General features: G+C 62.5%; 29 protein-coding genes and 1 tRNA gene. 8 read left to right on the top strand and 22 right to left on the bottom strand.

What is annotated here, in order from left to right; genetic code table 11:
- Positions 1-23: 23 nt before the first annotated feature.
- The 6 genes from LCM24_RS06925 to hisN form a co-directional block, all read right to left on the bottom strand.
- Complete coding sequence (locus LCM24_RS06925) at positions 24-929, bottom strand: AraC family transcriptional regulator (RefSeq protein WP_224803312.1); 906 nt, start codon at positions 927-929, stop codon at positions 24-26.
- Entirely contained in the window at positions 926-1,858 is a 933-nt protein-coding gene (locus tag LCM24_RS06920; protein ID WP_224803311.1) for a helix-turn-helix domain-containing protein, read from the bottom strand. The genes LCM24_RS06925 and LCM24_RS06920 overlap by 4 nt, the downstream gene beginning before the upstream one ends.
- 114 nt (positions 1,859-1,972) lie before the next feature.
- The gene (rplT, locus tag LCM24_RS06915) at positions 1,973-2,332 is read right to left on the bottom strand and encodes a 50S ribosomal protein L20 (protein WP_090477261.1); all 360 of its coding nucleotides are present in this window, start codon (positions 2,330-2,332) and stop codon (positions 1,973-1,975) included.
- 25 nt (positions 2,333-2,357) lie between these two features.
- Positions 2,358-2,561, bottom strand: a complete 204-nt coding sequence (gene rpmI / locus LCM24_RS06910; protein WP_040964345.1) for a 50S ribosomal protein L35 — start codon at positions 2,559-2,561, stop codon at positions 2,358-2,360.
- Positions 2,562-2,680: 119 nt separating this feature from the next.
- Entirely contained in the window at positions 2,681-3,430 is a 750-nt protein-coding gene (locus LCM24_RS06905) for an SDR family oxidoreductase (protein ID WP_224803310.1), read from the bottom strand.
- Positions 3,431-3,457: 27 nt separating this feature from the next.
- Positions 3,458-4,240, bottom strand: a complete 783-nt coding sequence (gene hisN / locus LCM24_RS06900; RefSeq protein ID WP_224803309.1) for a histidinol-phosphatase — start codon at positions 4,238-4,240, stop codon at positions 3,458-3,460.
- Positions 4,241-4,351: 111 nt separating this feature from the next.
- Here hisN and LCM24_RS06895 point away from each other — a divergent pair, with 111 nt between their 5' ends.
- Positions 4,352-5,335: a helix-turn-helix domain-containing protein gene (locus LCM24_RS06895; RefSeq protein ID WP_224803308.1), complete on the top strand. Its 984-nt coding sequence runs from the start codon at positions 4,352-4,354 to the stop codon at positions 5,333-5,335.
- A 3-nt stretch (positions 5,336-5,338) separates the two neighbouring features.
- On the opposite strand, the gene LCM24_RS06890 is transcribed toward LCM24_RS06895, so the two are convergent.
- Both LCM24_RS06890 and glpX read right to left on the bottom strand, forming a co-directional pair.
- Positions 5,339-6,274, bottom strand: a complete 936-nt coding sequence (locus tag LCM24_RS06890; protein WP_090477256.1) for a ribose-phosphate pyrophosphokinase — start codon at positions 6,272-6,274, stop codon at positions 5,339-5,341.
- A gap of 94 nt (positions 6,275-6,368) precedes the next feature.
- Positions 6,369-7,343, bottom strand: coding sequence for a class II fructose-bisphosphatase (gene glpX, locus LCM24_RS06885; RefSeq protein ID WP_090477254.1), 975 nt, complete (start codon positions 7,341-7,343; stop codon positions 6,369-6,371).
- A gap of 89 nt (positions 7,344-7,432) precedes the next feature.
- Between glpX and LCM24_RS06880 the strand changes: the two genes are divergently transcribed.
- The gene (locus tag LCM24_RS06880) at positions 7,433-8,059 is read left to right on the top strand and encodes a hypothetical protein (RefSeq protein ID WP_224803307.1); all 627 of its coding nucleotides are present in this window, start codon (positions 7,433-7,435) and stop codon (positions 8,057-8,059) included.
- Here LCM24_RS06880 and LCM24_RS06875 read toward each other — a convergent pair.
- The 3 genes from LCM24_RS06875 to LCM24_RS06865 all read right to left on the bottom strand — a co-directional run bounded on the left by LCM24_RS06875 (position 8,013) and on the right by LCM24_RS06865 (position 10,620).
- Positions 8,013-9,320, bottom strand: coding sequence for a homoserine dehydrogenase (locus LCM24_RS06875; protein ID WP_224803306.1), 1,308 nt, complete (start codon positions 9,318-9,320; stop codon positions 8,013-8,015). The genes LCM24_RS06880 and LCM24_RS06875 overlap by 47 nt on opposite strands.
- The gene (locus LCM24_RS06870; protein ID WP_224803305.1) at positions 9,313-9,729 is read right to left on the bottom strand and encodes an acyl-CoA thioesterase; all 417 of its coding nucleotides are present in this window, start codon (positions 9,727-9,729) and stop codon (positions 9,313-9,315) included. The genes LCM24_RS06875 and LCM24_RS06870 overlap by 8 nt, the downstream gene beginning before the upstream one ends.
- 69 nt (positions 9,730-9,798) lie before the next feature.
- A complete protein-coding gene (locus LCM24_RS06865) occupies positions 9,799-10,620 on the bottom strand; it encodes a hypothetical protein (protein WP_224803304.1) in 822 nt (273 codons plus the stop codon).
- A gap of 392 nt (positions 10,621-11,012) precedes the next feature.
- Here LCM24_RS06865 and LCM24_RS06860 point away from each other — a divergent pair, with 392 nt between their 5' ends.
- The 5 genes from LCM24_RS06860 to LCM24_RS06840 all read left to right on the top strand — a co-directional run bounded on the left by LCM24_RS06860 (position 11,013) and on the right by LCM24_RS06840 (position 14,154).
- Positions 11,013-11,666 (top strand): energy transducer TonB, encoded by a 654-nt coding sequence (locus LCM24_RS06860; protein WP_224803303.1) that lies wholly within the window; start codon positions 11,013-11,015, stop codon positions 11,664-11,666.
- Between the two features lie 50 nt (positions 11,667-11,716).
- The gene (locus LCM24_RS06855) at positions 11,717-12,505 is read left to right on the top strand and encodes a MotA/TolQ/ExbB proton channel family protein (protein WP_160596033.1); all 789 of its coding nucleotides are present in this window, start codon (positions 11,717-11,719) and stop codon (positions 12,503-12,505) included.
- Between the two features lie 75 nt (positions 12,506-12,580).
- Positions 12,581-13,111 carry an ExbD/TolR family protein gene (locus LCM24_RS06850; RefSeq protein WP_224803302.1) on the top strand — a complete coding sequence of 177 codons (531 nt, stop codon included), beginning with the start codon at positions 12,581-12,583 and terminating at the stop codon, positions 13,109-13,111.
- A 36-nt stretch (positions 13,112-13,147) separates the two neighbouring features.
- Positions 13,148-13,579, top strand: a complete 432-nt coding sequence (locus LCM24_RS06845; protein WP_224803301.1) for an ExbD/TolR family protein — start codon at positions 13,148-13,150, stop codon at positions 13,577-13,579.
- 128 nt (positions 13,580-13,707) lie between these two features.
- A complete protein-coding gene (locus LCM24_RS06840; protein ID WP_224803300.1) occupies positions 13,708-14,154 on the top strand; it encodes an ExbD/TolR family protein in 447 nt (148 codons plus the stop codon).
- 3 nt (positions 14,155-14,157) lie between these two features.
- Here LCM24_RS06840 and LCM24_RS06835 read toward each other — a convergent pair whose 3' ends face one another.
- From LCM24_RS06835 to LCM24_RS06815, 5 genes are read right to left on the bottom strand one after another with little or no spacing between them, the layout of a single operon-like run.
- Positions 14,158-16,626: a ligase-associated DNA damage response DEXH box helicase gene (locus tag LCM24_RS06835; protein ID WP_224803299.1), complete on the bottom strand. Its 2,469-nt coding sequence runs from the start codon at positions 16,624-16,626 to the stop codon at positions 14,158-14,160.
- A gap of 46 nt (positions 16,627-16,672) precedes the next feature.
- Positions 16,673-17,485, bottom strand: a complete 813-nt coding sequence (locus LCM24_RS13095) for a DUF2059 domain-containing protein (protein WP_224803298.1) — start codon at positions 17,483-17,485, stop codon at positions 16,673-16,675.
- A gap of 23 nt (positions 17,486-17,508) precedes the next feature.
- A complete protein-coding gene (gene pgmG / locus LCM24_RS06825) occupies positions 17,509-18,912 on the bottom strand; it encodes a phosphoglucomutase/phosphomannomutase PgmG (RefSeq protein WP_224803297.1) in 1,404 nt (467 codons plus the stop codon).
- The gene (locus LCM24_RS06820) at positions 18,909-19,211 is read right to left on the bottom strand and encodes a J domain-containing protein (RefSeq protein ID WP_224803296.1); all 303 of its coding nucleotides are present in this window, start codon (positions 19,209-19,211) and stop codon (positions 18,909-18,911) included. Before LCM24_RS06820 ends, pgmG begins: the two co-directional genes overlap by 4 nt.
- A complete protein-coding gene (locus tag LCM24_RS06815; protein WP_224803295.1) occupies positions 19,208-20,020 on the bottom strand; it encodes a division plane positioning ATPase MipZ in 813 nt (270 codons plus the stop codon). Before LCM24_RS06815 ends, LCM24_RS06820 begins: the two co-directional genes overlap by 4 nt.
- Before the next feature lie 89 nt (positions 20,021-20,109).
- Here LCM24_RS06815 and panC point away from each other — a divergent pair, with 89 nt between their 5' ends.
- On the top strand, positions 20,110-20,961 hold the full coding sequence (gene panC, locus LCM24_RS06810) for a pantoate--beta-alanine ligase (RefSeq protein ID WP_224803294.1): 852 nt from the start codon (positions 20,110-20,112) through the stop codon (positions 20,959-20,961).
- Positions 20,962-20,990: 29 nt separating this feature from the next.
- On the opposite strand, the gene LCM24_RS06805 is transcribed toward panC, so the two are convergent.
- The 6 genes from LCM24_RS06805 to LCM24_RS06780 all read right to left on the bottom strand — a co-directional run bounded on the left by LCM24_RS06805 (position 20,991) and on the right by LCM24_RS06780 (position 26,496).
- Positions 20,991-21,064: transfer RNA gene (locus LCM24_RS06805), tRNA-Gly, on the bottom strand.
- 57 nt (positions 21,065-21,121) lie between these two features.
- Positions 21,122-21,754, bottom strand: a complete 633-nt coding sequence (locus LCM24_RS06800; RefSeq protein ID WP_224803293.1) for an OmpA family protein — start codon at positions 21,752-21,754, stop codon at positions 21,122-21,124.
- A complete protein-coding gene (locus tag LCM24_RS06795; RefSeq protein ID WP_224803292.1) occupies positions 21,751-23,604 on the bottom strand; it encodes a cation:proton antiporter in 1,854 nt (617 codons plus the stop codon). The genes LCM24_RS06800 and LCM24_RS06795 overlap by 4 nt, the downstream gene beginning before the upstream one ends.
- Before the next feature lie 92 nt (positions 23,605-23,696).
- Positions 23,697-24,233, bottom strand: coding sequence for an adenine phosphoribosyltransferase (locus tag LCM24_RS06790; protein WP_224803291.1), 537 nt, complete (start codon positions 24,231-24,233; stop codon positions 23,697-23,699).
- 93 nt (positions 24,234-24,326) lie between these two features.
- Positions 24,327-25,178, bottom strand: a complete 852-nt coding sequence (locus LCM24_RS06785) for a cytochrome c1 (RefSeq protein WP_224803290.1) — start codon at positions 25,176-25,178, stop codon at positions 24,327-24,329.
- A 25-nt stretch (positions 25,179-25,203) separates the two neighbouring features.
- Positions 25,204-26,496 (bottom strand): cytochrome b, encoded by a 1,293-nt coding sequence (locus LCM24_RS06780; protein WP_224803289.1) that lies wholly within the window; start codon positions 26,494-26,496, stop codon positions 25,204-25,206.
- Positions 26,497-26,519: the final 23 nt, after the last annotated feature.

Raw genomic sequence — 26,519 nt, 5'->3', positions numbered from 1 at the left:
GTCGCCAAAACTCGACTTCGCTTTCAGCTAGCGGGTCTTGCCGGTCTGTGAAGCACCTGCACCGCCTCTCCCGCCACCGCCTGGCGCGCCTTGGCGGCAGCACCGAGAACAGGATGCGGCAATCTCGCATATTCGCGAGGCCCCATTCCCATGAATCGCTTGAAGTCGCGGGTGAACTGGGCCTGGTCGTAATATTGCGGGTCGAGCGTCTCGATCCAGCGCATCGACGGGTCAAGCATGAACTGCGCAAGGCTACGCAGGAAGCGTTGGCGTCGGATAAGGAGCTGTGGCGGAAAGCCGAACACATCCAGGGCGAACCGCTCCAGCGTGCGGGTGGTCATCGCGAGTTTTTCGGCGAGGTGGGCGACATTTGCGCAACCGGGGTCGAGGAGGGCGCGCTGGGCTTCGACAATTTCCGCCTCCCGCTTGCTGGGCTTGGCCAGCAGCTTGCCAAAGAGCGTGAAAATCGCATCCTTTTGCGCGACGATGCTGTTGCTGCGGGATATCTGTGTGAGCGGCGTCAATTGCTGCAAATCGGAATCGGCTTCGACGTCGCACATCCGGTCCGCATATTCGGCGGCACTCTTTCCGGATAGCCTTGCCCAGCCGGCGGGGAGAATGCCCACGCCCCAGGTGTGGCATGGTGGAGCGACGAACTCGGCAGCATGGCTCGTAGGGCCGGTCATCACGAGACGTGGCACGTTCACGGGGGTGCCCGGCCCGATACTGGCAGACAGCTCCCCTTCCAGCACGATGCGAAGATTGAACCACTCCGGGTGCAGCCAGTCCCGGATCGGTTCGGCCGCACTGCCGGGCTCAGGCTCGACCACATCGAACCGGTATACGGTCGTGATGAAAGGCCTCAACTGCTCGGGAGGCAGGAAGAATTCGAGTTCGACGGCGAGCGCGCCGCGCGCAGTGTCGGTCAAGGCGCGCTTCCGCCGTCGAGATCCTGCCGCGGCTTGTCGAGCGTCTGCACAGGAGACCCCCAGATGCGCTGACGCTCGGTCATGAACGCGTTGAGGATGGGGTGATCGGTGGTCGCATATTCGGTCGGGCTCATGCCCATGAATTCATGAAACTCGCGCACGAAATGCGGCTGGTCGTGATAATGCCGGTCGATAGTCCGCGACCAGCTCTCCCCTTCCGAAAGCATGAATGCAGCGAGACTGCGCATCATCCGCTGTCGGCGCAGCAGGAACCGCGGCGAAAATCCGAAGTGTCGGTTGCAAAGCCGCTCCAGCGTACGCTTGTGCATCTTTGCCGCGTTGGCAAATTCGTCGATCGAGGTGAGGTAAGGATCGACCATGGCTTCATGGATCGCGATGATCCGCGCCTCGTCACGCGTCGGCTGCAGATTTTCGCGCAAGACCTGGACCAGCTTTGCAAACTGCTCCTCATCGTCCTGCGATGGCTCACACAGCAGGTCGCACAAGCCCGCCAAATGCCGGAAGGTCGGGTGTTTTTCGCCATCGGTGATGATGTTTGCGGATTCGTTGGCGGGCTTGGCTATCAATTTCGCCCAGCCCAGCGGCTTCAGCCCGATTCCCCACATCCTCGTCTCGCCCATCTCGAAATAGACCGGCTTGGAACTGGGGCCAGTTGCCTGGAAACGCGCACCGTCGACAAAGGATGGCTCGGGCGCGTCGGGGTTCGCCACCCTGGCATAGGGTGCGTTCTCGCAGAAGAACCTTAGATTACCCCACTCGGGCTGCAGGTAATCGGTCACCTTGGCCCCGCCACCGATCCTTGTTTCGAGAAGATAGACCGTCGTCAGGCACGCCGCGAGGTCTTCGGGCGGCGGAAAGAAGCGCACCGTCAGGTCGAAGTCCGTTTCGGGTTGCTGGTCGTGGACCATGCAATCCAAGATATCGGATGGACGGGATTTCGCAAATCCGGCGGCACAAAAAGAAAGGGCGCCTCCCAAAAGGAGACGCCCTTGCTTGCATTCGAGCCCGAGGGTTCGAGCCGGTTAGGCCGGAAGAGCCTTCTTGGCCTGCTCGATGATCGCCTTGAAAGCCGCAGCTTCGTTCATGGCGAGATCGGCCATGACCTTACGGTCGAGTTCGATGCCGGCAAGCTTGGTGCCGTGCATGAACTGCGAATAGGTCAGACCTTCGGCGCGAACCGCAGCGTTGATACGCTGGATCCACAGAGCGCGGAAATTGCGCTTCTTGATCTTGCGGTCGCGGTAAGCGTACTGGCCGGCCTTTTCGACGGCCTGGCGAGCGACGCGGATGGTATTCTTGCGGCGACCGCGATAGCCCTTGGCCTGGTCTAGGAGCCGCTTGTGCTTCTGGCGCGTGGTAACGCCGCGTTTGATGCGAGGCATATCTTATTCTCCTTGAGTGTCGCGATCAGTCGAGGCCGTAAGGCGCCCACTTCTTCACCGTCTTGGTGTCGGCTTCCGACAGGACAGTGGTGCCGCGGTTCTGGCGGATATACTTCGCATTGTGGCTGATCAGGCGGTGACGCTTGCCAGCGACGCCGTGCTTGACCTTGCCGTTGGCGGTGATCTTGAAGCGTTTCTTCACACCGCTCTTGGTCTTCAGCTTGGGCATTTTCATCTCCTTTGCAGAGACACGTCGAACCAGCCCTGGCAGCCCTCGTCGCCAGGCCGGCACATGAATCACGTGTCGGTGAAGGCGCGCGAGATAGCGATTCTGCCTGCGAATGCAAGTCAGAAGTGGCTGAGGTAGCCGCCGTCGACGGCCAGGGTCTGCCCGGTGATGTAACTCGCCTCGTCCGATGCGAGGAAGGCCACCGCCCCCGCGATTTCTTCCGGCTGTCCCCAGCGCCCCAGCGAGGTCCGCCGCGAAAGGTGGGCCTCGATGTCCTCATCCGCGACCATCTCGCTGTTCGCCTCGGTGGCGAAATAGCCGGGCGCGACCGAGTTGACCGTGATACCTGCAGGCCCGAGCTCTGCAGCGAGGGCACGCGTGAGGGCATCCAGCCCGCCCTTGCTGGCCGTATACAGGACATCGCCTCGAGCAATCCGGGCGGCGATGGACGTGATGTTCACGATCCTGCCGCGACCCTTGCGCGTCATATGGGCAGCGGCCCTGCGAGCCAGATCGAACGGCGCCACGAGGTTGACCTCGAGCATTCGGGCCATGTCCGCACGCACGACGTCATCAAGATCGCGCCGGTCCCTCTGGCCGACATTGTTGACCAGGATGTCGATCCCGCCCGCTCCTGCCATCTCCTCGATGGCCGCCCGGGTGGCATCGTCGTCGCAAATGTCGAATGGAAGGATCCGGCAATCGCCTGCGATCTGCGCGCGGGCCTCCTCCAGCGCCGAAGCGTCCCTGCCATTCAGCCAGACCTGCACTCCTCGCTGCGCCAGACGCTCGGCAATCGCGAAGCCGAGCCCTCTCGAGGCGCCGGTCACAAGGGCAGTCCGGCCCGCCAACGAAACGCCGGCATCCATCTCAGCCTCTGCGCTCCGGGCGACAAGTCAAAGCGCCAGGTCCATCGCTTCCAAAACGTCTTCCAGCCGGGCGGCATCGCCTATGGCCAGCACATTCCCGTCGCTCGCGGAATGCAGCGGCCCTCCGCTCCAGTCGCACATCAATCCGCCCGCGCCTTCCACCACCGGAGCCAGCGCGGCGAAATCGTGCAGCTTCAAACCCGCTTCGCACACGATGTCGACATGGCCGCTCGCCACCAGACCGTAATTGTAACAGTCGCCGCCATAGATGATCTTGCGTTCGGCCACCGCCTTGGCGAGACCCATGAAGTGATCGGCCTCCTGGTCGCTGAACTGGTGCGGCGTGGTCGTGGCGAGGACCGCGTCGGACAGCGACCGGCAGGGCGCGGATCGCACGGGCTTGCCGTTGAAAGTCGTTTCCTTGCCCGAGAATCCGGCCCAGCGCTCGCGTCCGATCGGCTGGTCGATGATGCCGAGGACCGGAAACCCGTCCTGCAGCAGCGCGATAAGCGTCCCGAAAATCGGCCTGCCTGCAATGAAGCTGGTGGTGCCGTCGATCGGATCGAGCACCCATTGCCGCCCTGCGCCCTCGTTGCGGGTGCCATATTCTTCCCCGACAATACCATCATCCGGGTATTCCGCCTCGATCAGCGCACGCATGGCTGCCTCGGCAGCCCGGTCGGCTTCGGTGACGAAACTGGAGTCGGATTTCTTCTCCTGCTCCCAAATGCCGCGAAACAGGGGGCGAATGGCCTCGCCCGCGGCATCGGCGAGGCGGTTGGCGAAGGTAAGGTCGGAACTTGTTGGCATGGGCCTGCATTTGCTTTCTTGTGGTCTGCGGTCAAGCCAGCTTAACCACGGCTCCGCCTTCGGGTCGTTCTGAAGGGGAATTTCGTCACGACGTCGCAAGACGATCCTGAATTGCCGGCCTCCGGCAAGGCCGATGCTGACGTGCCGCCGATCCGGTCCCACACCGGATCGACGCGGCAGGGCATGCCGCTCGCCCTGAATCGCGCGCCCGGCGAAGACTTGCAGGACTGGATCATGCGCATCGGCGTCACGTCGGTCGACATGCCAGAAGGCGCATCGATCGAGTGCATGTCACTGTGCGAACATCCGGTCATCCGCATGATCTATGGCGCAAAATGGACCGCATGGACGGCCGATGGAAAGATCGAGTACGAACCCGGGGATAAAGGCCTCGTGCTTTATTTCGGCCCCGAAACAAGGGCGATGAACCTCAGGGTCGATGGATCCTTCCGCGTGGTTTCCATCAATTGCACCTCCGCCTTCGCAACCAATTTCGGGCTGCCCGATCCGCGCGAGACGCTCGACCGTATCCTTCCCTTCGATCCGGTGAGCGGCCTGCAAGGCATTGCCGAAGGTCACCACCCGCAGGACGATCCCCACGCCTGGCTCGACGCCAGCGAGCATGCCTTGCGGGAAAGCCTGAGGGTCGGTCGCCCCGATCGCCCCCATGACCTGCTCGATGCTTTCGAACATCTCACCCTGACCGACCCGGCGGCGAGCCTGTCGGATTTTGCGGAGCGTCTGGACATCACGCCGCGCACTTTGGAGCGCACTATTTCGCGAAATTGGGGAGTGACGCCGAAATTCGCACTCCGGCGAGCGCGCGCGCTGGACATGGCTGCGGCTCTCTTGGGTGTTGCCGATGCCTCCGAGGAGCCCGAGCTACGCCTGCGCTATTTCGACCAGTCGCACATGACGCGCGAGATGCGTCACTTCTTCGACCACACGCCGGGCGCCATGCAGACCGGCGACTGCCCGCTCCTGCGGATCACGATGGAAATTCGCCAGTCGCGCAGGCTCGAGGCCATCGCGAAGCTTGCGGGATCGGAAAAACCTTCGTGGCGCGACCCGTCGGCTGAGCCGGGAACCGATTAGCCCTCAGTCGAAGAGCGAGCTGACCGAACTTTCGTCGGCGATCCGCCGGACCGCCTCGCCGATCAGCGGTGCGATGGTGAGGATGCGGATGCGCTCGGAATCCGAGGCCGCGTCCGTCGGCTTGATGGAATCGGTGATTACCAGTTCCTTCAGCGCAGACCCGTCGACCCGGGCGACCGCCCCACCGGAAAGAACGCCGTGAGTAATGTAGGCGGCCACCGAAGCGGCCCCCTGGTCGAGCAGCGCCTGGGCCGCGTTACACAGCGTGCCGCCCGAATCGATGATATCGTCGATCAGGATGCAGTGGCGGCCCGATACGTCGCCGATAATGTTCATGACTTCGCTTTCGCCCGGACGATCGCGGCGCTTGTCCACGATGGCCAGCGGGGCGTTGTCGAGCCGCTTCGCCAGCGCGCGGGCGCGCACGACGCCGCCGACGTCGGGCGAAACGACCATAAGGTCCTGGTCGCCGTACCGCGCCTGGATGTCGGCAGCCATCACCGGCGCCGCATAGAGATTGTCGGTCGGGATATCGAAGAAGCCCTGGATCTGGCCGGCGTGCAAATCGACCGAGAGGACGCGGTCGGCACCCGCTTCGGTGATGAGGTTTGCCACCAGCTTGGCCGAGATCGGCGTACGCGGTCCGGGCTTCCGGTCCTGCCGGGCATAGCCGAAATAAGGGACCACGGCGGTGATGCGCCGCGCCGAAGCGCGCTTGAGCGCATCGATGCAGATCAGCAATTCCATGAGATTGTCGTTCGCCGGATAGCTGGTCGACTGGACGACGAAGACATCCTCGCCGCGCACGTTCTCGTGGATCTCCACGAAAATTTCTTCATCGGCGAAGCGGCGCACCTGCGCATCGACGAGAGGCATTTCGAGATAGCCTGCGATCGCACGCGCGAGCGGCAGGTTCGAGTTGGCGGCCATGATCTTCATGTGAGCGAATCCCGTGTCGGCTGGCAGTCACTCCCGCCTAGCGACACGTCATGGGATTGCAACATGACAAGCGGGGCATTCCCCGCTTCGCTGGTTATTTCGTGCGATGTTCGCCCTTGATCCAGCGCACCGTGCCGCTGGAGGCGCGCATGACCACGCTTTCAGTCGTCATCTTGCCGCCGCGCAGGTACTTCACGCCTTCGAGCAGGCTGCCCGAGGTGACACCGGTCGCGGCAAAGATGCAGTCGCCCTTCACCAGATCGTCGCGCGTGTAGATGCGGTCGAGATCGGTGATGCCCCATTTCGCAGCGCGGGCCTTCTCGTCGTCGTTGCGGAACACCAGTCGTCCGTTGAACTGGCCACCCACGCAGCGCAGCGCGGCCGCGGCCAGCACACCTTCGGGTGCGCCGCCCTGGCCCATGTACATGTCGATCGTGGTTTCCTCGTCGGTCACCGCGATCACGCCTGCCACATCGCCATCGCCGATCAGGACCACGCCGCATCCCAGCGAGCGCAATTCGGCGATCAGGTCCGCATGGCGAGGACGGTCGAGCACGCAGACGATGATGTCGCCCGGCTCCACGCCCTTTGCTTCGGCGACGGCCTTCACATTCTCGGTCGGTGATTTGGCGAGATCGATAATGCCTTCGGGATAGCCCGGTCCGACCGCGAGCTTGTCCATGTAGACATCAGGCGCGTTGAGCAGGCAGCCTTCTTCTGCTGCCGCGAGCACGGCCAGCGAATTGGGCCCGGCCTTTGCGGTAATGGTCGTGCCTTCCAGAGGGTCGAGAGCGATATCGATCTTAGGCCCCTTGCCCGGTGCGCCGCCGACCTTTTCACCGATGAACAGCATCGGCGCCTCGTCGCGCTCGCCCTCGCCGATGACCACGGTGCCGTCCATATAGAGGGTGTCGAATGCCTTGCGCATAGCTTCGACTGCAGCAGCGTCGGCGGCCTTCTCGTCGCCGCGACCGATCAATTTCGACGCAGCAACCGCTGCCGCTTCGGTCACGCGGACCATTTCAAGGACGAGGACGCGGTCGAGGGAGTTTTCAGCAGGCGAGTTCATGGGGTGTTCAGTCCTTGGAGCGAGTTTGGGGCACAGGTGGATGGCCCGCGAATTCGTATGCGCGGGCCGATATACGCAGGAGCATCATCTTGTCGAGACTTGGCTGGACGGGCCTCTGCATTCTTCTGGCCCCGGTCTCCCAACCGGCCCTGGCGCAGGAGGCGCTGGAAGCCCAGTCAGCCACGCCTCCGGAGCGGATCGACCTGCTCATACCCGAAGAGGCGAACGACGAAGACGAGCAGCGCCTCGAGGATTGCAGCGAGGAACAGGACGCGGCGGAAATCTCCCGCGAGATCATCGTCTGCCGCCGTCGCAACACCGAAAATTCGAAGTATTACGACAAGGACAAGGTCGAAAAGCGGATCGCCGAAGAAACTGCTTTCAAGAAAGACCCCAAGACCCCCGATTTCATACTGGACTGCCATGATCAGGGATGGCCTGTCGGTTGCGTGAAGATGGGTAGCGTCCCGCCGCCGGTTTATATGATCGATTTCGACGACCTGCCCGATACGCCGCCCGGCTCCGATGCCGATCGTGCGGCGCAAGGACTTGCCCCTCGCGGCAATGCTTATTCATCCGACGGTTCGGTCGTCATCGCTGGCGAGGCGCGGATCCAGTCCAATGCAGACGAGCTGGGCCTGCCGCCACCCCTCAAAGTTGCCGAGGAGGTCAGTCCTTCAGGATCGGCATCACCAGAGGAGCAGCCGTCAGGCTAGGCGACCCTTCCAGGAGCGAAAGCGCTTCGGTTACGCAGCGCTCCGGCCCCTCGTGGGTCACCATCGCCACCTGGACTTCGCCGCCATCGTGGTCGCGGCTGCGCTGGATCATGCTTTCGATCGAAACGCCCGCATCGCGCATGGCGGCGGTTATCTCGGCCAGCACACCCGGCCGGTCCGCGACGGTAAAGCGCAAATAGTCGCGCCCGATCCTGTCGCCGGGGTCGGCCGCAGCGCAGCTTTGCAGCGCAGTCACCGGAACCGAGAACGGCGCACCGCTCTGGCCGCGCGCAATCTCGATGAGGTCGGCCACCACGGCGCTGGCCGTCGGCTTGTCGCCTGCCCCTGCACCCTGGAAAAGCAGTCGGCCGGAAAAATCGCCTTCCGCGACCACGGCATTGGTCGGGCCGGTCACCGCTGCAAGCGGATGGCGGAAAGGCACGAGGCACGGGCGCACCCGCTGCAACAGGCGCGGCCCCTCTCCGTGGTCTTCCAGCGTTGCGATACCGACCAGCCGCACCACGTAACCGAGCGCATCCGCCTGGGCGATGTCGCTTGCCCGGACCTGCGTGATGCCTTCGGTCTGGACGGCATCGAAATCGATCCGAGTCCCAAAGCCGATGGCCGCAAGGATCGCCAGCTTGTGCGCGGCGTCCACGCCTTCGATGTCGAATGCCGGATCGGCTTCGGCGTACCCCTTCTCCTGCGCCGCCTGAAGCATCTCGTCGAAGTCGGCGCCCGTGCGCTCCATTTCCGACAACACGTAATTACAGGTGCCGTTGAGAATGCCGTAGATACGGTTGAGCGCGTTGGCGGCAGTACCTTCGCGCAATCCCTTCACCACCGGGATACCGCCAGCCACCGCAGCTTCGAAAGCGAAGGGCGACTTCTTGATGGCGGCAAGTTCCGCCAGCTCGAGGCCGTGATGGGCCACCATCGCCTTGTTTGCTGTGACCAGGCCCTTGCCCGCATCGAGGGCGGAGCGGGCGAGCGTGAGCGCGGGGCCGTCGGAGCCGCCGACAAGTTCGACAACGACATCGACATCCGCGCGGGCCGACATGGCCTGCATGTCGTCGACCCAGGCATACTGGGAAAGGTCGACGCCCCTGTCCTTGCTCTTTTCACGAGCAGTCACCGCGACGATCTCTATCGGCCTGCCGGCGCGGGCGGCGATCATGTCGCGATTGGTTTCGATCAGGCGGATTACTCCGGTGCCGACAGTGCCGAGACCAGCCAGCGCTATGCGCAAGGGATCAGACATCGGCGCCCTCCTGTGCCGGGAAGCCGAAAGCCTCGCGCACCGCATCGGGCACAGGAGTAGGCCGACCTTCGGGCAGGTCGACGTGGACATTATGGAGACGGATCTCCGCGCGAAGGTCGCCTTCTTCCGCGCCGTGAAGCGTGATGAGCGTCTCCATGCTCGAATTGCCGATCCGGACGACCGTAAGGCGGCCCTCGATCAATTCTTCGAGCCGGATTGGCGCGAGGTAATCCACTTCCGCGCGGCGCACGTGGAATTCGGCGTCGGTTGGCATTCCGCGCTCCCGCGCTTCGCGGAAAAATTCGCTGACCAGGACGTCGGCGTATTCGAGATAGCGCGAATTGAAGACGACGCTTTGGGGGTCGACCTCTGCGTAGCGCACGCGAAATGTATGACGATAGGGATCCATGCGGGACCGCCTAGCGCAGCATATGCACCCGCGTGAACCAGTTTGTCTTTGCAGGCCCTAAGCGGGCATTCAGTCGGTCGTTCGCTCGCACGGGCCCAGCTGGTCGATCACGAAGGCGTAATCGCGCGCTGCAAGGTCGCGAGCACGCTGGTCCTGGGCGAGGTTTGCCGTGCCCGGCAGGTCCTGCGGCAAGGCGCAGGCGAGCCGATACCACTCCAGCGTCCCGGCTTGCGGAGGGCGCGCGGCCTGGTCGACGATTTCGGTCCACGACACACCCCAGCGCGGAGCCTGGCCGGGGCGGCGAACGACAGTCACCGACACGGGCCCGTCTTCCACCGTATCGAGGAACAGCTGGGTTTCCGATTCGCCCACGAGCGTTCCTTCGACAGCAAGGGCATCGGAAACGCGGGTGATTTTTGGCGGGGCTTGGGGAGATACGAGATCTGCAAGGATCGGTCGCAGCCGGTTTTCCAGCTCGGGCGAATAGCGCAATTGCGCATCGGTGCCGATCAGCTGGATCTCCCCCGGACGGCCGGCCACCGGCCTCGCGAATAGGATGACCTCCTGCTTCTTCAGCTTGGGAACCTTGCCTTTCGCATCCAGGGGGACATCGACCAGATACTTCAGTTCTTCGCCCACCGGCACGGTCCCGGCGATCAGCGAGCCGGTACGCGCCTCGACATAGAGACGCGCAAATCCGGGTGCGAGTCCCGGCGCACGCTCGGGTGAAACCTGCGCCTGCTTGCGGATTTCAGCCCTGATGACGAGCGGCGTTCCATCGGAAAGCTGGACCAGGTCGGCATAGGTCAGGCGCGGCGCATTGTCCTGCGCGGCAGCCGGGACGGCGAGCGCCACTGCCGCCGATATCGCGAAGAAAGTCTTTGAAAACATGGGCGCAATAAGCCTTCTCGATTGCTGGGACCATTAAGGTTTCGCCGTCTCGTAGGTCAACCGATCCAACGCTGCCAAGGTTCCTCTCATCGTAGCCGTGAATTGCCCCTTAACCGGAAAAGGGTTTGCCCCTGTAAAGCATCGCAGCTAAGGGATGGGCCTGAGCCGGGCGAATGATACAATATTGCCTGAAACGACCGTTTTCGGGAGTTTTCGGGAACAGCCCCTGGTTCGCAGCGCTCTATCCCCTAGGGGATATTGCTTGCATAGTATGGAATTCGGCGTCGGGATTGCGGTCAGAAATACCTCCCCCCACGGCGCCAAAACGGCCCGGTGCGAATCGGGCAGACACGATGGAGTGATGCAACCGAATGGCTTATGCTGACCAAGAGATGAGTGGCAATCGCATCGTTGCGATCATCATCGTTGCCCTCATCCACATAGGACTCGGTTACGCCCTGATTACCGGACTTGCCCTTGATGTGGCGAAGTCGGTCGTCGAACGCGTGACCACAATCGACGTGGAAGAGCCACCGCCGCCGGAGCCTGAGGACGAACCTCCGCCCCCGCCGGAAGACATCCCGGAGACGGCTCCCCCGCCGCCCGTGGCACCGCCGCCGCCGATCAACATCGCGCCGGCTCCGCCGCCCATCCGCACCCAGACGACGATTCCGCCGCCGGCACCGCCCGCCGTCCGGATTCCGCCGCCTGCTCCGCCCGCTCCGCCGGCACCGCCCCCCGCGCCTTCCAAGGCACGTGGTGCAAGCCCCAAGGGCCAGAGCAGCTGGGCCAGCCGGATTCAGCGTAACTATCCTCGCCGCGCAGAACGCGACGGTGTCGAAGGTAACGTTGGTGTGAGCGTGACTGTTGGCACCGATGGCCGCGTGGCTGGCTGTACAGTTACAAGTTCCAGTGGTTCGAGCGACCTGGATACCGCAGCGTGCGATGGCATGACCCGCTATGCGCGTTTCGATCCGGCTCTCAACACGGCGGGCGATCCGATTACGGATACCTACCGGACCACGATCGTATACCGTCTCAACTAAGCTTTTCCCGCCATTGAGGCGGAACGTAATTTTCGAGAGGACTACTCGCTATGACCTTTGAACTTCTTGCTGCTGCCGCCGATGCAGCTCCGCAGACCTCCTTCGGTTTCTGGGAAGCAATGGAACAGGGCGGCTTCGTCGCCTGGTTCATTCTCTCCGTCATGATCATCATGTCGGTCGGTTCGTTCTACATTCTCTTCACCAAGCTGTTCGAACAGCAGAAAGTGATGAACCAGTACAAGGGTGTGAAGAACACCTTCTGGCGCTCCAACTCGCTCGACGAAGGCGCCAAGAAGCTTGAGAAGAACAGCGCATGGCGCCAGCTGGTCGACGACGCCGTCAAGGCCCGCGACAGCCACCACAAGATGGGCGACAGCCTTGAAGCTCACGACTGGCTGCACGGCTCGCTCGATCGTTCGGAAGCAACGATCAACGCCAAGCTCGCAGGCGGCCTGCCGTTCCTCGCTACCGTCGGCGCAACCGCACCGTTCGTCGGTCTGCTCGGTACGGTTATCGGTATCTACCGCGCACTGATCAACATCGGTGCCGCCGGTTCGGCTTCGATCGACAAGGTCGCAGGCCCGGTCGGTGAAGCACTGATCATGACCGCCATCGGCCTTCTGGTCGCTGTTCCGGCCGTGTTCGCCTACAACTGGCTGCAGAGCCGTAACCGCCGCATCGCCGAACTGATGAGCGGTTTCACCACCGACCTGCTCGCCAACATCAGCTCGGACGGCAAGATTCGCCCGGCTGCAATGACGGCGACGTCGACCCAGCAGGCAGGCAAGGTAGCTGCCAAGCCCGCAACCGGCACTGCGACCGGCGCGGTCAAGAAGTAAGACGGATTGGCGGGGGCCACTGGCCTCCGCCCCTTCCGACACATTGATTTCTTTTAGCTACGGACAGGACACAAGATGGCGGTTTCAGTAGGCGGCAGCGCGGAAACGCCGATGTCGGACATCAACACCACCCCCCTCGTGGACGTGATGCTGGTGCTTCTGATCATCTTCCTCATCGCGGTCCCGGTCGCGATCCAGACGATCGAGAAGCTCGAGATCCCGATCTTCGAGTCGCTGGAATCCAAGGACAAGGTCGAGAACCTTCTCCTCACGGTCAGCACAACCGATGCATCGGGCCGGAGTGCTGGCGAGCCAGGGTTCGAAGGCGCATCGCGCAACGGCGAATGCCGGGTCTATTTCAACAACACCACCCCGGTGACCTCCGAAGAGCTTTACGACCAGGCGTTCGAACGTCTCGACCAGATCGTCCAGCGTTACGGTGGTCCCGAAGCGATCATGGAAGACCCCGAAGCAATTCCGCAGGTCCACATTCGCGGTGACGTGAATGCACCGTGGTCGTGCGTCGCGGGGGCGATCTACAACGTGCAGGCGGCCGGTTATCCGACTGTCGGCTTCATCTCGAACCCGGTCGACCCGAACGGCTGATCGGCTTCGAGCCAGAATTTCTAGGGAGATACCCTCATGGCAATGTCAGGCGGCAAGGATGATGGCTCGCCGATGATGGAAATGAACATGACGCCGTTGATCGACGTCCTGCTCGTTCTCCTCATCATGTTCATCATCACCATCCCGGTGGCGACCCACTCGGTCGATATCGACCTTCCGCAACCGAACCCGAACCCGCCCCCTGTTACGGTGGAGCCGGACAAGAACAAGCTGGTGATCACTCCCACGGACGAGCTGCTGTGGAACGGCGAAGCCATCCAGGAAGGCGACCTCGTCAACCTGCTGGCCCAGTCGCTGACGATCAATCCGGAACCCGAACTGCAGTTCGAGCCGGAAGCACAGGCAAGCTACGAAGCTTCGGCCCGCGTGCTCCAGATCATCAAGTCGAGCGGCGTGACCAAGTTCGGCTTCGTCGGAAACGAACGCTATCGCAGCTTCGGCAAGTAAGCGCCGAGCCAGATTTAAGGAAAGGGGCGGAGCGATCCGCCCCTTTTTTTGTGCCTGCAATCCCTATCTCCGACCACCCTCCCGCCACTATTGCGCATGCCGTTTGGTATGTTATGCTATTACATTGCATGAGGGAGAGTGAAATGCCGTATCCCGCCACCACGAGACAGAATGTCGGCCGCCCGATGAGCGATCTGAACATCACTCCGTTGATCGACGTGATGCTGGTTCTGCTGATCATGTTTATCCTCGCCATCCCGATCGCCACGCACGCACTGCAAGTCCCCTTGCCAAGCGGAAGTCCGTCCAACCCGATCGAAGAAACGAATGTTGTCCATATAGATGCATCCGATCGCCTGTTCTGGAACGGCGCGGAGATGGACCGGCAAGGCCTGCTCAACCAGCTGGCTGGCGTCGCTGCGATGGACAGCCAGCCGGTCGTCCGCTTCGACCCCGATGGCCGGGCGAGCTATGCCACCTCGGCCCGCACCATCGCCCTCATAAAGGATTCCGGAGTCGAGAATTTCGCGTTTGTCGGGAATGACCGGTATCGGAACTTCGGGCGCACGCAGTAGGGCTCAATCGGTCTCGGGAGCCTCATCGACCCGCATCGCCGCACCGGCCAGGCTCTCCGCCTCCAGCAGCAATTCGTCATCGACCGAGCCCTGCGGCGTCGCTTCACGGCCGATCATGACCATGACCGGCACTGCGAGCGGGCTGACCCGGTCGAGTTCGACATGGACCAGCTCCTCCGCCGCCCGATCGAGCAGGCTGCCCAACCGCCCCACATCGGTCATTCGCGTCCTTGCATCGGCCCATGCCGCTTCAAGGAGGACGTGGTCGGGTTCATACTTGCGGAGCACGTCGTAAATCAGGTCGGTCGAGAACGTGACCTGCTTGCCCGTCTTTCGTTTGCCGGGATGCTGCCTCTCGACCAGCCCGCCGATTACGGCCACCTCCCGGAAGGCCCGCCGCAGCAGGTGCGAGTTTTGAACCCACTCGATAAATTCGTCCTGTAGGATGTCGGGTGACAGAAGCGGGGCGGGATCCTTCACCTGCTTCAGACCCCAGACCGCCAGTGAGTAATCATTGGCCACGAAGCCTCCGGGCATCAGGCCACGATCCTCCATCCGGCGGGTGATCAGCATCCCAAGGCTCTGGTTCGCGTTCCAGCCTTCGAAAGTATAGTAGACGCTGTAATGACGTTTCGCGTGCGGGAAGCTCTCGACCAATAGCTGGCCCGGCCCCGGCATCTGCGAGCGCCAGTCCTGCACCTCCAGCCATTCGCGCACGTCGTCGGGGAACCGCGCCCACCCTGCCCGGTCGACAAGCATGTTTCGCACGCGGTCGGCCAGATGTGTGGTAAGCGGCATTCGCGCCCCGCCATAGCTCGGGATCATCGCGCTTGCCTTGGCGGCCTTCACGAGCACTTCCATGTCCTGGAGCTTCACGACCTCCAGGCTCATCCCGGCAAAGGCGAATGTGTCGCCCGGGCTCAGGGAGGCTGCAAACCGTTCCTCGATCTTGCCCAGGCTGCGCCCGCCCCGCCCGCGACCAGAATTGATCCGCACCTCCAGCATCTCGCTGTCGATGATGATCCCTGCGTTCATTCTGTGCCGCTGGGCCTGTTCGGGATGACTCAGGCGCCAGACACCCTCACTGTCGCGAACGATGCGCTTGAACCTGTCATAGGCTTCGAGCGCATAACCGCCGGTGGCGACGAAGGTCAGCACGCGCTGCCATATCTCCTCATCAACCCAAGTGTATGAGAGACTGGACCGAACCTCCGCGAGCAGTTCGTTTTCCTCGAAAGGCGCGGCACAGGCACAGGCCATCACATGCTGGGCGAGCACATCGAGGCCTCCGGGACGGAAATCCTCTCCGTCACGCCGCCCTTCGTCGACCGCTTCCTTGGCCGCGGTGGCCTCCAAGAACTCGAAGCGATTGCCCGGGACCAGCAAGGCCCTGCTCGGCTGGTCGAGCCGGTGATTCGCACGCCCGATGCGCTGCAGCAGGCGGCTCGAACCCTTCGGAGCGCCCATCTGGACGACCAGGTCTATATCGCCCCAGTCGACGCCGAGATCGAGGCTGGCCGTCGCGACGAGCGCACGCAGTTCGCCGCGCGCCATGGCACCTTCGACCTTGCGCCGGGCCTCTTTGCTTAGCGATCCGTGATGGATGCCGATCGGCAGGTTTTCCTCGTTCACATCCCAAAGGTGCTGGAAAATGTACTCGGCAAGGAACCGCGTGTTCGTGAAGACCAGCGTCGTACGGTTCTTGCTGATGCGCTCGTAAAGCTGCGGAATGGCCCACGTCGCCGCATGCCCGCCCCACGGCACCCGCTCCTCGTCCGGAAGCAGTATCTCGACCTCGGACGGCGCGCCCTGCTCGCCCTCGACCAGCTCGACCGTGTCGAGATCGCCCCATGGAGCGAGCCACTCGCGGAAGGCTTCGGGACTTGCAACCGTCGCCGACAATGCCGCGCGCTGCATGCCCGGAGCAATTGCTTGGAGTCGCGACAGGGCAAGCGCCAGGAGATCGCCTCGCTTGCCGGTGGCGAAGGCATGCACCTCGTCGATAACTATCCGCTTCAGGCCGGAGAAAAGCTCGAAGCTGTCGGGGAAGGAAAGCAGGAGCGACAGGCTCTCAGGCGTCGTCAGCAGAACATGCGGCGGCTTCTGTCGCTGGCGGCGCTTGCGATCGGACGGCGTATCGCCGCTCCGCGTCTCGACCGTGATCGGAAGGCCCATTTCCTCGATCGGCGTGAGAAGGTTGCGCTGCACGTCATGTGCGAGCGCCTTCAGCGGCGAGACGTAAAGCGTATGCAGGCCATCCGGCGGCGCCTTCCCGCCAAGCCGCTCTTCGGTGAAGTCGGCAAGCGTCGGCAGAAAACCCGCCAGCGTCTTGCCCGCGCCCGTGTCGGCGACCAGCAAGGCGTGGCGCGAGGCATCGCTTGCCTCGAGCATCTCGCGCTGATGCCGGCGGATGCGCCAACCGCGACCGGCAAACCAGTCGTTGATCAGGGAAGGAACCGCCTGCTCGCTCACCTAGTCACAGCGCACCGAAAGGGGCGACGTTCCCGGCCGCAATGGTTCAGAACGGCGTGTCCTGGGCGGCGGTTTCTACCGCGACCTCCATTCCGAAGACCAAATCTTCTTCGCTCAGCCCGGTCAGCTCCTGCAGTCGCGCTTTCTCCTGCGCGGAAAGCGCGGAATAGGTCCGGCGTTCGGGCAGGTCGGCCATCGCTGCCTTCATCTTCTCTTCCATCGTAGCGAACTGTTCCATCATCACGGGCATGCTGCTCATGGCCGCGCTCATGATCCGGGGGTCGTTCGCCAATTCGAATGATTTCGCCGCGAAAGTCGAGCCCGATGGCGTTGCGAAAAAGGCGTTGAGATCGTTGAGTTCGGTCGCGGTGAAGGCGACGGCATAAGCCTCGCTCATACCCTTGCGCATGGCGGGTTCCATCGCTGCCATGACCTCGCCCATCGCATCCTTGACGAACGCCATTTCGCGGCGCTGGCGCTCCTGCCAGTTGGGATCGATGATCGAGGCGATTTCCTTGACCTGCTCGTCGGTCACTTCGAGCTCGGATTCGTCGTAGCCGATGGTGTCCGCAAGGCTCGGCCCGGCTTGTGCCGCAAGGTCCATGAACGGGCCGAGCATGCCACCAAAGGTGGAATCGATGACCTTCTGCATCGACCCTTCGGGCATCATTTTGTCGATGACCTGCTGGGCCAGGGGCAGGCGTGCCTCCTCCTCCGCAGAGAGTGGTTCGACGGCGAACGCCTGCATCATCGCAGCCATGACCTCGGCGTCTTCGGTGGCAGAATCCTCGTCCTGTGCCCAAAGAGGCTGGGCCGACAGGGCGAGCGGCGCGCTGAGCGCCAGTATCCACTTTTTCACGATAATACCCTCCTCGAAAATTCTCAGTGTCCGACGCTCTCGCCGCGCTCGAGGCCGGAGAGGCGCAGTTGTTCGTCGATCTGGTCCATCAGCCGCGCAAGGCCTTCCTGCGTATCGCTCTCGGCCCGTGCTACGAGCACGTCCTGCGTGTTCGAAGCGCGCAGCAGCCACCAGCCGTCCTCGGTATTAACGCGCACGCCATCGGTGCCGTTCACTTGCGCATCGCTGTTCGCAAGGCGGTCCTTCACTTCCTCGATCGCTGCGAACTTGCGGCTTTCGTCCACCTGGAAGCGCATTTCCGGCGTGTTGATCATATCGGGCATCGCGCCGCGCAATTCGGTCACCGACTTGCCCAGGCGCGCCGATGCCGCCAGCAGGCGCACACCTGCATAAAGCGCATCGTCGAAACCGTAATATTCGTCGGCGAAGAAGACGTGGCCGCTCATTTCGCCGGCCAGCGGCGAACCAGTTTCCTTCATTTTGGACTTAATCAGCGAGTGGCCGGTCTTCCACATCAGCGGTTCGCCGCCGCATCTCTCGACATGATCGAATAGTGCGCGGCTGGCCTTCACATCGGCGATAATTGTCGCGCCGGACATGGTCGCGAGAAGGTCTTCGGCATAGATCATCAGCAGCTGATCGCCCCAGATCACGCGACCTTCGCCGTCGATCGCCCCGATCCGGTCCCCGTCGCCATCGAAAGCCACTCCGAAATCGAGGGACTTTGCGGAGACGAGCTTTTTCAAATCGGCAAGGTTTTCCTCGACAGTAGGGTCGGGATGATGATTGGGAAATTCGCCGTCGACTTCGGTAAAGAGAAGATGATGCTCTCCGGGCAGCCGGGCAACCAGCTTTTCGAGAGCGGGTCCGGCAGACCCATTCCCGGCATCCCAACCGACGCGAATCCCTTCGAGCGCCTCGGTATCGATCCCGTCGAGTGCGGTAATCATGCGCGAGACGTATTCGTCGACGATGTCGCGATCTTCGACCGTGCCCGCACCATCGCTCCATTCGCCGGCAGCCGAACGCCTGCCAAGCTCCTGGATGTCGCCGCCGAAAAACGGACGGCCCTGAAAGACCATCTTGAAGCCGTTGTAATTGGGGGGATTGTGGCTGCCGGTTATCTGAATGCCGCCGTCGATATCGCGGTCGCTTGCTTCGGCATAATATAGCATCGGCGTCGGTCCGAGGCCTACGCGAACCGCATCGCAGCCTGCAGCGTTCAAGCCTTCGACCAGGGCGTGTTCGAGCATCGGTGAACTGACCCGTCCATCGTATCCCACTGCAACCCGCTCACCGCCAGATTCGCGCAGCATGGACCCGAACGTACGGCCGATCGCGCGCGCATCTTCCGCGCCCAGCGTTTCGCCGATGATGCCGCGAATATCGTATTCGCGCAGGATAGTGGGGTCGAAAGTATGGCTCATCGGGGAGGCTCCGGGGATTCGTAAGGGAGTTCGTTGATCAGCAGGTCGCGTGCGGCGTTCAGTTCCTGCATCTGCGCCTTGTCGCCGCCCTTGTCGGGATGGAGCATGCTGGCCATCCGGCGATGCGCTTCGCGAATTTCGCGGTGATCCGCGCGCGCCGAAACATTGAGCAGCTTGCGAGCCCTGAACAGCGCTTGCTCGCGCGTCGGTGTAGCGCGCAAGTAGTCCCATGGCCATTTGCCGAGCGCCCAGCGACACAGGACGGAGACCAGCGCGGCAATAATCAGGAAACGGATCATTCGGCTGCCTCTTCAACAAGCGGAAACGCGCTACCTGGCAATCGCAGCGCCGCGACGAGGCCGCGCAGCTCCTGCCGGGCGACCAGGTGGCTGGTGCCCAGATCACCCAGATGCCCCTTGTCGAGGAGGGTGAGGCCGGAGGGGAACAGTTCGCGATAGATCACGCGCTCCGACAGGCCCTTCGCAGTGCGAAAGCCGACGCGCTTGGACATTTCAGCCAGCGCCTGTTCGATGCGCGCCATGTTGCGCGCCTCTGTATGGCCCGTGCGGTTGCGCACGACGACCCAGTCCATCTGTGCTCGCTGCTGGTCGATCTGCTGGCGGCCGCGCTTGATCCGCGCCTCCCAGATGAGTTCAGCATAGAAAGAGAGCTTCTTGACCTTGAACGTTTCTCCCTCGACCTGGCCGATGAGGTCGAAATCGACGAAGCTGTCGTTCATCGGGGTCACAAGCGTATCAGCCTGCGTCGCCGCGAACCGGGCGAGCGGATCGTCACGCCCGGGCGTGTCGACGATGATGAAATCGGCTCCGGCGCTGTGCTGTTCAACGAAGGCGGCGAACTCCTCCGGTGCCAGATCCTCGATCGTATGGCAGCGCACTGTAGGAAGTTCGATATTTCGACGCTCCGCCGTGTCGGCCCGGTTCTCGAAATAGCGGCACATGGTGCGCTGGCGATGGTCGAGATCGAATGCGACCACATCGGCGCCGCGATAGGCCAGCGCGACGGCCACGTGAACGGCCGTGGTCGACTTTCCGGTGCCGCCTTTTTCATTGGCGAAGGTAATCCAGTGGGGTGCGGTCTGGGACACGGTAAGTAAAGATACTCGCAAATTGTTGCTGCAAGCCCGCGCTCGGCGCTAGGGCGTCTGAATTGATCCTTATCCAAGGGGATAGACTGGTGCAAACGGCCCGTGAACTTGAAGTGTTGAGGAAGGCGGTCGACACGCTGCGAGGCGATGGCGCGACCATTGCTCTAGTGCCGACGATGGGTGCCCTGCACGAGGGACATCTGACCCTGATGCGCGAAGCGAGGCACGCTGCGGATCACGTCGTTGCCTCGATCTTCGTCAATCCGCGCCAGTTCGGAGAGGGCGAGGACCTCGACGCCTATCCCCGCCAGCTTGCGCGCGATTCCGAGCTGCTCGAGAAAGAAGGCGTGGCGCTGTTGTGGGCGCCGCAGCCGCAGGAAGTCTACCCGCAGGGCTATGCGACCAATATCTCGGTAGCGGGCGTCAGCGAAGGGCTGTGCGGCGGCGACCGCCCCGGCCATTTCGACGGCGTCGCCACCGTCGTCTGCAAGCTGTTCAACCAGGTCAGGCCGGACATCGGCTTTTTCGGCGAGAAGGACTGGCAGCAACTTGCCGTCATCCGCCGGATGGCGCGCGACCTCGACCTGACCCAGCCCAATGTCGATGCGATCAGGGGCGTGCCGATCGTGCGTGAAGAGGACGGCCTCGCGATGAGCAGTCGTAACGCATATCTTTCCAGCAAGCAGCGCGAACAGGCAGGCGCCCTCCCCCGCGCGATGCGCGATGCAATCGCCGTTTTGTCCGAAGGCGGAGAGGCAGAGCGGCCACTCGGCAATCTTCGCGAAGTGCTCCAGGTCAGCGGGTTCGACAGCGTCGATTATGCCGAGCTGCGCGATGCAGACAGCTTGGAACCCCTGGAAAAGGACAATGGCAATGCACGCCTGTTCGTGGCGGCACGCATCGGCGGCACGCGGCTGATCGACAATATGGCGGTGGAATAGACCCTACAGACGCTGGCGAGAGCGGAGGCTGGAGCGGGTAAGGGGAATCGAACCCCTCTAGCCAGCTTGGAAGGCTGGAGCATTACCACTATGCTATACCCGCCCACACCTGCTTGGGCGGGAGCGCAGATGCCACCGGGAGTGGCCCCGCGTCAACAGGTCATTCGCCGTTGGTGCTGCTTTCTTCGCCGCCCGCCTCATCGGTCTGGGTGATGGTTTCGATAAGCGTGGGTGCGCGGGCTTCATCCGCATCGAATGCCTCGGTTTCGATCGTCACTTCGACCCGGCGATTCGCTGCGCGCCCTTCTTCGTTGGGTGAGCCATCAGGCAGGGCATTGGGCTCCACCGGGTTCTGTTCACCGAATGCGACGATCTCGATGCGCTCTTCCTCGACCCCGTTCTCGACCAGGAAATCGCGTACGGCCTCGGCGCGTTCGCGAGAGGCAGTCTCGTTCGCTTCGTCGCTACCGTCGCTGTCGGAATGACCGCCGAGCAGGATCCGCCCGCCTGCGCCCATCTGAGGTGACTTCAGGATCGTAGCGAGCTCGGCGCGCGCGGCCTCGGTCAGCTCACTGGTTCCATCGGGAAAACCCAACGTCGTTTCGAGCGGCGGAAGCGCGTCTGCAGCGGGGCCTCCTGCAGGCCCTTCGCCTTCTTTCTCGAAGATCGATCGCGGACCATCGCTTTCCGTTGGTACGGGTTCGGGCGCTTCCTCGCGGCCGCATGCCGACAGACCGACTGCTGCACCTGTCAGGAAGGCCGCACCGGCCCAGTTGTTCCAATTCCGGGTCATGCCGGCTCTATCCCCTGTTTTCGTCCAGATTTCTTGCGCGCCGCGTTCTCTTCCGCCGTGCGCGGCTGGGGCGGAAGAAAGCTCAGGATCGTGTCGCCAGCTCGCGGTTCCGGGCGCGAGGCATGCGTGAAGAAACGGATCACCCCGCCCCTGCGGATCAGCAGCAGCATGTTCGCCGCATCGGGCAGCCGCTCCTGCGCGTCCTCGAAGTCGAACTCATCGGACAGCTTGGTCTTGCGGAACACCCATCCCTGCCGCTGCCGCTCGGAAACATCCTCGACACCGAAACCCGATTCGAACAGCGCGCGACCGCGCAAGCTTTCCGGAAGCGAGTGCTTGTCGTCGGACTGCGCCGCCTCGCCGAGCTGGAACACCGCGTCGCGCCCGATTTCATGGGCGAATTCGTTGCAGACGAGCGCGTTGTAAGCTTCGTTCTCGGTCGCAGCCACGAGGTTCTGATAGGGCGCCAGCTCCAGATTATGCTCTGTCGCCTCGTTCAGGATTTCGCCGTGATAGAAGGGAATGCCTTTCTGGCGGGCCAGCGCGAGGCGTTGCCAGCTGGAATCGACGATCAGGACAGGAGCCTTCATCTCCTGGACTTGCTCCGCCAGCGCGATAGTCCAGGGCGTGCTGCCGACGATCAGAATGCCGGGGCGGGTCGCGCCCTTCACCTTCAGCAGCTTGGCGACGAAGTCGACTGTGAAACCGTGCGCCACGATAGTCACGACGACCACGGCGAAACTGAGGCCGATGAGCAAATTGCCATCAGTGAAGCCGAGGTCCGACAGGCGCAGTGCGAACAGGCCCGAGATGGCGACCAGCACGATCCCCCGCGGCGCGATCCAGGCGAGGAACAAGCGCTCGTTCCACGGAATGTTGGTACCCAGCAGGCTGATCAGGATAGTCGCCGGGCGGACGAGGAACAGCAGGGCGAGCAGGAATAGCCCGATAGGCCAGTTGATGTAGCGAATGTCCTCGATACTGAGCGATGCCGACAGGAGGATGAAAATCCCCGACACCAGCAAGACCGCGATATTCTCCTTGAACGGGTGAATGGACCGCAGGCTTGATACATTCATGTTCGCAAGGGCTACGCCCATGACCGTAACGGCTACAAGACCGGCCTCATGTTCTATGAGATTGGATACGACGAACACGCCGACAACCGCCGTGAGCAGGACGGGGACCTTGAGATATTCCGGGACTGCACCGCGGGGGAATGACCATGCTATCGCCAGCGCGGCGACATAGCCGATAAGGCCAGCGATGATCGCGGCGATAATCAGCGGAGGCACGACCTCGAACAGCGTTGCATTCGGCTGTTCGGCCACCTTGCGGAAATACTCGTAAGCAATGACAGCGCAGAGCGCCCCGGTGGGATCGTTGACAATCGCTTCCCACTTCAGGATCGAGGCGGGCCGCGATTTTACCGAGCTTTGCCTTAGCAGCGGGATTACAACCGTAGGTCCGGTCACCACTAGGATGCCCCCGAACAGGATTGCTACTTCGGGAGCCAGGCCGGCGATATAGATGCCCGCCAGCGCCCCGAGCAGCCACCCGATCGCGACCCCCACCGTCGCAAGGCGCATGACCGCGCTTCCGGTATGGCGCAATTCGCGGAAATCCAGGCTCAAGCCACCTTCGAAAAGGATCAGGGCGACGCCGACTGCGACCATCGGCTCGAGAAGCTCGCCGAACGCATGTTCAGGATCGAAGATTCCGAGCACGGGCCCGGCCAGGAAGCCTGCAGCGAGCATGAGAACGATCGCCGGCCATCCCGTCCGCCACGCAATCCATTGCGCGCCGATGCCCAGAATGCCCACCAAGGCTATGACTAGTGTCTGTTCCATGCCCCTCGCAATGTCAGTCGACCTTCTGCAAAAGGCCACCGTGCATCAATGCCCGAAAGCCCAACTATTTCCAAATTTACCGAAATTCCGGCCTAGTCGCCTTCGAATTGCATGAGCGAGGTGACCTCGACGCTGCAATCGCGCAGCTTTCGGGCGCCCCCGAGGTCCGGCAGATCAATGATGAAGCTTGCTGTCTGCACCCGCGCCCCGGCCTTGCGGAGCAGTTGCGTTGCCGCACAAGCCGTGCCGCCTGTCGCGAGGAGGTCGTCGACGATGGCCACGTGGCACCCATCTCCGATAGCCTCGGGATCCATCTCGAGCCGATCGCTGCCGTATTCCAGCGCATAGTCGACGCCGATCGTCTCGATGGGCAGCTTCCCGGGCTTGCGAATGGGAATAAACGGCTTGCCGAGCGCCGCTGCCACTGCCGCGCCGAAAATGAAACCGCGGGCCTCCATGCCGGCGATCGCATCGACAGGCGCTTTGGAAACCTGGCCGGAGAGCCAGTCGACGCTTGCACGAAAACCTTCACCGTGACCGATCAGCGTCGTGATGTCGCGGAACTGGATGCCGGACTTGGGGAAATCGGGGATCGTTCGCACAAGCGACTTCAGCTGTTCAGGTGACATGGCGTGCCTTTGCACTGGAGAGGAACACAAATGAAAACGCCCCCGCCATCACTTCGATGGCAGGGGCGTTCAAAAAGAGCGAGAAGATCTCGATCAGTCTTTCTTGGGCTTCACTGCCGCCCAGATCTGCTGCTTCGACATGTACGCGAGGATGGTCGCGAACAGGAGGAAGATGAGAACCGGCCAACCGGTCTGCTTGCGCTTCACGAGGGTCGGCTCGGCCGTCCAGGTCAGGAAAGCGGCGACGTCCTTCGACATCTGCTCGATCGTTGCTTCCGTGCCATCGTCGTAAGTCACCTGACCGTCGGTCGTGAGTGGCGGTGCCATCGCGAGGTTGAGGTTGGGGAAATACGGGTTGTGGTGCAGGCCCGGTCCCGGAGCGGCTTCGGGGTGCTCTGCAAGGAGCTCTTCCGAAGGCGCCTGATAGCCCATCAGCAGCGACGCGACGTAGTTCGTCCCGTCACCGCGAGCCTTCGTCATCAGCGAAAGGTCCGGCGGGATCGCATTGTTGTTGGCAGCGGCAGCGGCCACTGCGTTGGGATAAGGCGACGGGAAATAGTCGGTCGGGAGGCCCGGACGCATGGCCGCTTCACCGGTATTCGGGTCGATACCCGGGACCTGCTTGGAGGCGGCATATGCCTTCACCTGACCTTCGTCGTAGCCGAGCTCTTCCAGGTTGCGGAAGGCCACGAATTTGAGGCTGTGACACGCCGCGCAGACTTCGTCGTAGACCTTGAGGCCGCGCTGGAGCTGCGCCTTGTCCCACTTGCCGAAAGGCCCGTCGAAGGAGAAGGCGATGTCCATCGGCTTTTCGTAAGGCAGGTGGCCGGCAGGCTCTTCCGTTGCGGCGTTATAGGCGCCGATGACGAAAGCGAAGAGGGCTACAAATGCGAAGCCGAGGCCAACCAGGATGGCTACGAGGCGGACGCTGAGAAGTTTGGTCATGACCTGAAGATCTTTCTCGTATCGCTTAGACGGCCGGCGTCGTGTTTTCGCCGAGCACGGCCTTCTTGTCCGAACCAAGCACCGCCTCGGTGATGGAATACGGCAAGGGTTCGGGCTTTTCGACACTGCTGATGATCGGGAGGATCACCAGGAAGTGCAGGAAGTAGTACGCCGTGGCGATCTGGCTGAGCATCACATAGGGCTCTTCAGCCGGAGCGCCGCCACAGATGAACAGGACGACCATCGCCGGGATCAGGCCGAACCAGAAGAACTTGCGGAACAGCGGACGGTAGTGGCCGCTGCGAACCGGCGACTTGTCCAGCCAGGGCAGGAAGAACCACAGCAGGATCGAAGCGAACATCGCGATCACGCCCCACAGCTTGGCCGGGAGAATGAAGTCGACGGTGAAAGCGCGCAGGATCGCGTAGAACGGCCAGAAGTACCATTCGGGAACGATGTGAGCCGGCGTCGAAAGCGGGTTGGCTTCGATATAGTTGTCCGGGTGGCCGAGTGCGTTGGGCAGGAAGAAGACCATCGCGAAGTAGGCCAGCAGAATGACGCCGAGGCCGAAGCCGTCCTTTGCCGTGTAATACGGGTGGAAGGGAACGGTGTCGCTTTCGCTCTTCACTTCGACGCCCGTCGGGTTCGACGAGCCCGGGATGTGCAGCGCCCAGATGTGGAGGATAACCACACCGGCGATCACGAACGGCAGCAGGAAGTGCAGCGAGAAGAAGCGGTTCAGAGCGGCGTTGTCGGGGGCGAAACCACCCAGAAGCCAGATCTGAATCGGCTCACCGATAAGCGGAATTGCGCCGAACAGGCCGGTGATGACCTTCGCACCCCAGAAGCTCATCTGGCCCCAGGGAAGCACGTATCCCATAAAGGCGGTTGCCATCATGAGCAGGAAGATGACGACGCCGAGCAGCCAGATCATCTCGCGCGGGGCCTTGTAGCTCGAATAGAACAGGCCGCGGAAAATGTGCATGTAGACGACGATGAAGAAGAAGCTCGCCCCGTTTGCGTGGGCATAGCGCATCATCCAGCCCCAGTTGACGTTGCGCATGATGTGCTCGGTCGTCGCGAATGCGACCTGGGCGTTCGCAGCATAGTGCATCGCCAGCACCACGCCGGTGACGATCTGCAGAACGAGGAAGAAACCGGCGAGGACGCCGAAATTCCAGAAATAGGAAAGGTTGCGCGGAACCGGGTAACCGGCACCGACCGCGTTGTAGACGAGGCGCGGAAGCGGCAGCTTCTCGTCGAGGAAGCGGGTGAAGCCGTTGCTCGGCTGATATTCGCGTGCCCAGGGAAAGCTCATGTCTGTGTCTCTCGTCTTCTAGC

Source organism: Qipengyuania aquimaris (assembly GCF_020171965.1).
In the GTDB taxonomy this organism is placed as follows: Bacteria; Pseudomonadota; Alphaproteobacteria; order Sphingomonadales; family Sphingomonadaceae; genus Qipengyuania; species Qipengyuania aquimaris_A.
This window is presented reverse-complemented; position numbering and strand designations above follow the sequence as displayed.

Coding starts and splice junctions, on each gene's coding strand:
- LCM24_RS06920 (WP_224803311.1), bottom strand. CDS start 1,858: ATGGTCCACGACCAGCAACCCGAAACGGACTTCGACCTGACGGTGCGC.
- rplT (WP_090477261.1), bottom strand. CDS start 2,332: ATGCCTCGCATCAAACGCGGCGTTACCACGCGCCAGAAGCACAAGCGG.
- rpmI (WP_040964345.1), bottom strand. CDS start 2,561: ATGCCCAAGCTGAAGACCAAGAGCGGTGTGAAGAAACGCTTCAAGATC.
- LCM24_RS06905 (WP_224803310.1), bottom strand. CDS start 3,430: ATGGATGCCGGCGTTTCGTTGGCGGGCCGGACTGCCCTTGTGACCGGC.
- hisN (WP_224803309.1), bottom strand. CDS start 4,240: ATGCCAACAAGTTCCGACCTTACCTTCGCCAACCGCCTCGCCGATGCC.
- LCM24_RS06890 (WP_090477256.1), bottom strand. CDS start 6,274: ATGAAGATCATGGCCGCCAACTCGAACCTGCCGCTCGCGCGTGCGATC.
- glpX (WP_090477254.1), bottom strand. CDS start 7,343: ATGAACTCGCCTGCTGAAAACTCCCTCGACCGCGTCCTCGTCCTTGAA.
- LCM24_RS06875 (WP_224803306.1), bottom strand. CDS start 9,320: ATGTCTGATCCCTTGCGCATAGCGCTGGCTGGTCTCGGCACTGTCGGC.
- LCM24_RS06870 (WP_224803305.1), bottom strand. CDS start 9,729: ATGGATCCCTATCGTCATACATTTCGCGTGCGCTACGCAGAGGTCGAC.
- LCM24_RS06865 (WP_224803304.1), bottom strand. CDS start 10,620: ATGTTTTCAAAGACTTTCTTCGCGATATCGGCGGCAGTGGCGCTCGCC.
- LCM24_RS06860 (WP_224803303.1), top strand. CDS start 11,013: ATGAGTGGCAATCGCATCGTTGCGATCATCATCGTTGCCCTCATCCAC.
- LCM24_RS06855 (WP_160596033.1), top strand. CDS start 11,717: ATGACCTTTGAACTTCTTGCTGCTGCCGCCGATGCAGCTCCGCAGACC.
- LCM24_RS06850 (WP_224803302.1), top strand. CDS start 12,581: ATGGCGGTTTCAGTAGGCGGCAGCGCGGAAACGCCGATGTCGGACATC.
- LCM24_RS06845 (WP_224803301.1), top strand. CDS start 13,148: ATGGCAATGTCAGGCGGCAAGGATGATGGCTCGCCGATGATGGAAATG.
- LCM24_RS06840 (WP_224803300.1), top strand. CDS start 13,708: ATGAGGGAGAGTGAAATGCCGTATCCCGCCACCACGAGACAGAATGTC.
- pgmG (WP_224803297.1), bottom strand. CDS start 18,912: ATGAGCCATACTTTCGACCCCACTATCCTGCGCGAATACGATATTCGC.
- LCM24_RS06820 (WP_224803296.1), bottom strand. CDS start 19,211: ATGATCCGTTTCCTGATTATTGCCGCGCTGGTCTCCGTCCTGTGTCGC.
- LCM24_RS06800 (WP_224803293.1), bottom strand. CDS start 21,754: ATGACCCGGAATTGGAACAACTGGGCCGGTGCGGCCTTCCTGACAGGT.
- LCM24_RS06795 (WP_224803292.1), bottom strand. CDS start 23,604: ATGGAACAGACACTAGTCATAGCCTTGGTGGGCATTCTGGGCATCGGC.
- LCM24_RS06790 (WP_224803291.1), bottom strand. CDS start 24,233: ATGTCACCTGAACAGCTGAAGTCGCTTGTGCGAACGATCCCCGATTTC.
- LCM24_RS06785 (WP_224803290.1), bottom strand. CDS start 25,178: ATGACCAAACTTCTCAGCGTCCGCCTCGTAGCCATCCTGGTTGGCCTC.
- LCM24_RS06780 (WP_224803289.1), bottom strand. CDS start 26,496: ATGAGCTTTCCCTGGGCACGCGAATATCAGCCGAGCAACGGCTTCACC.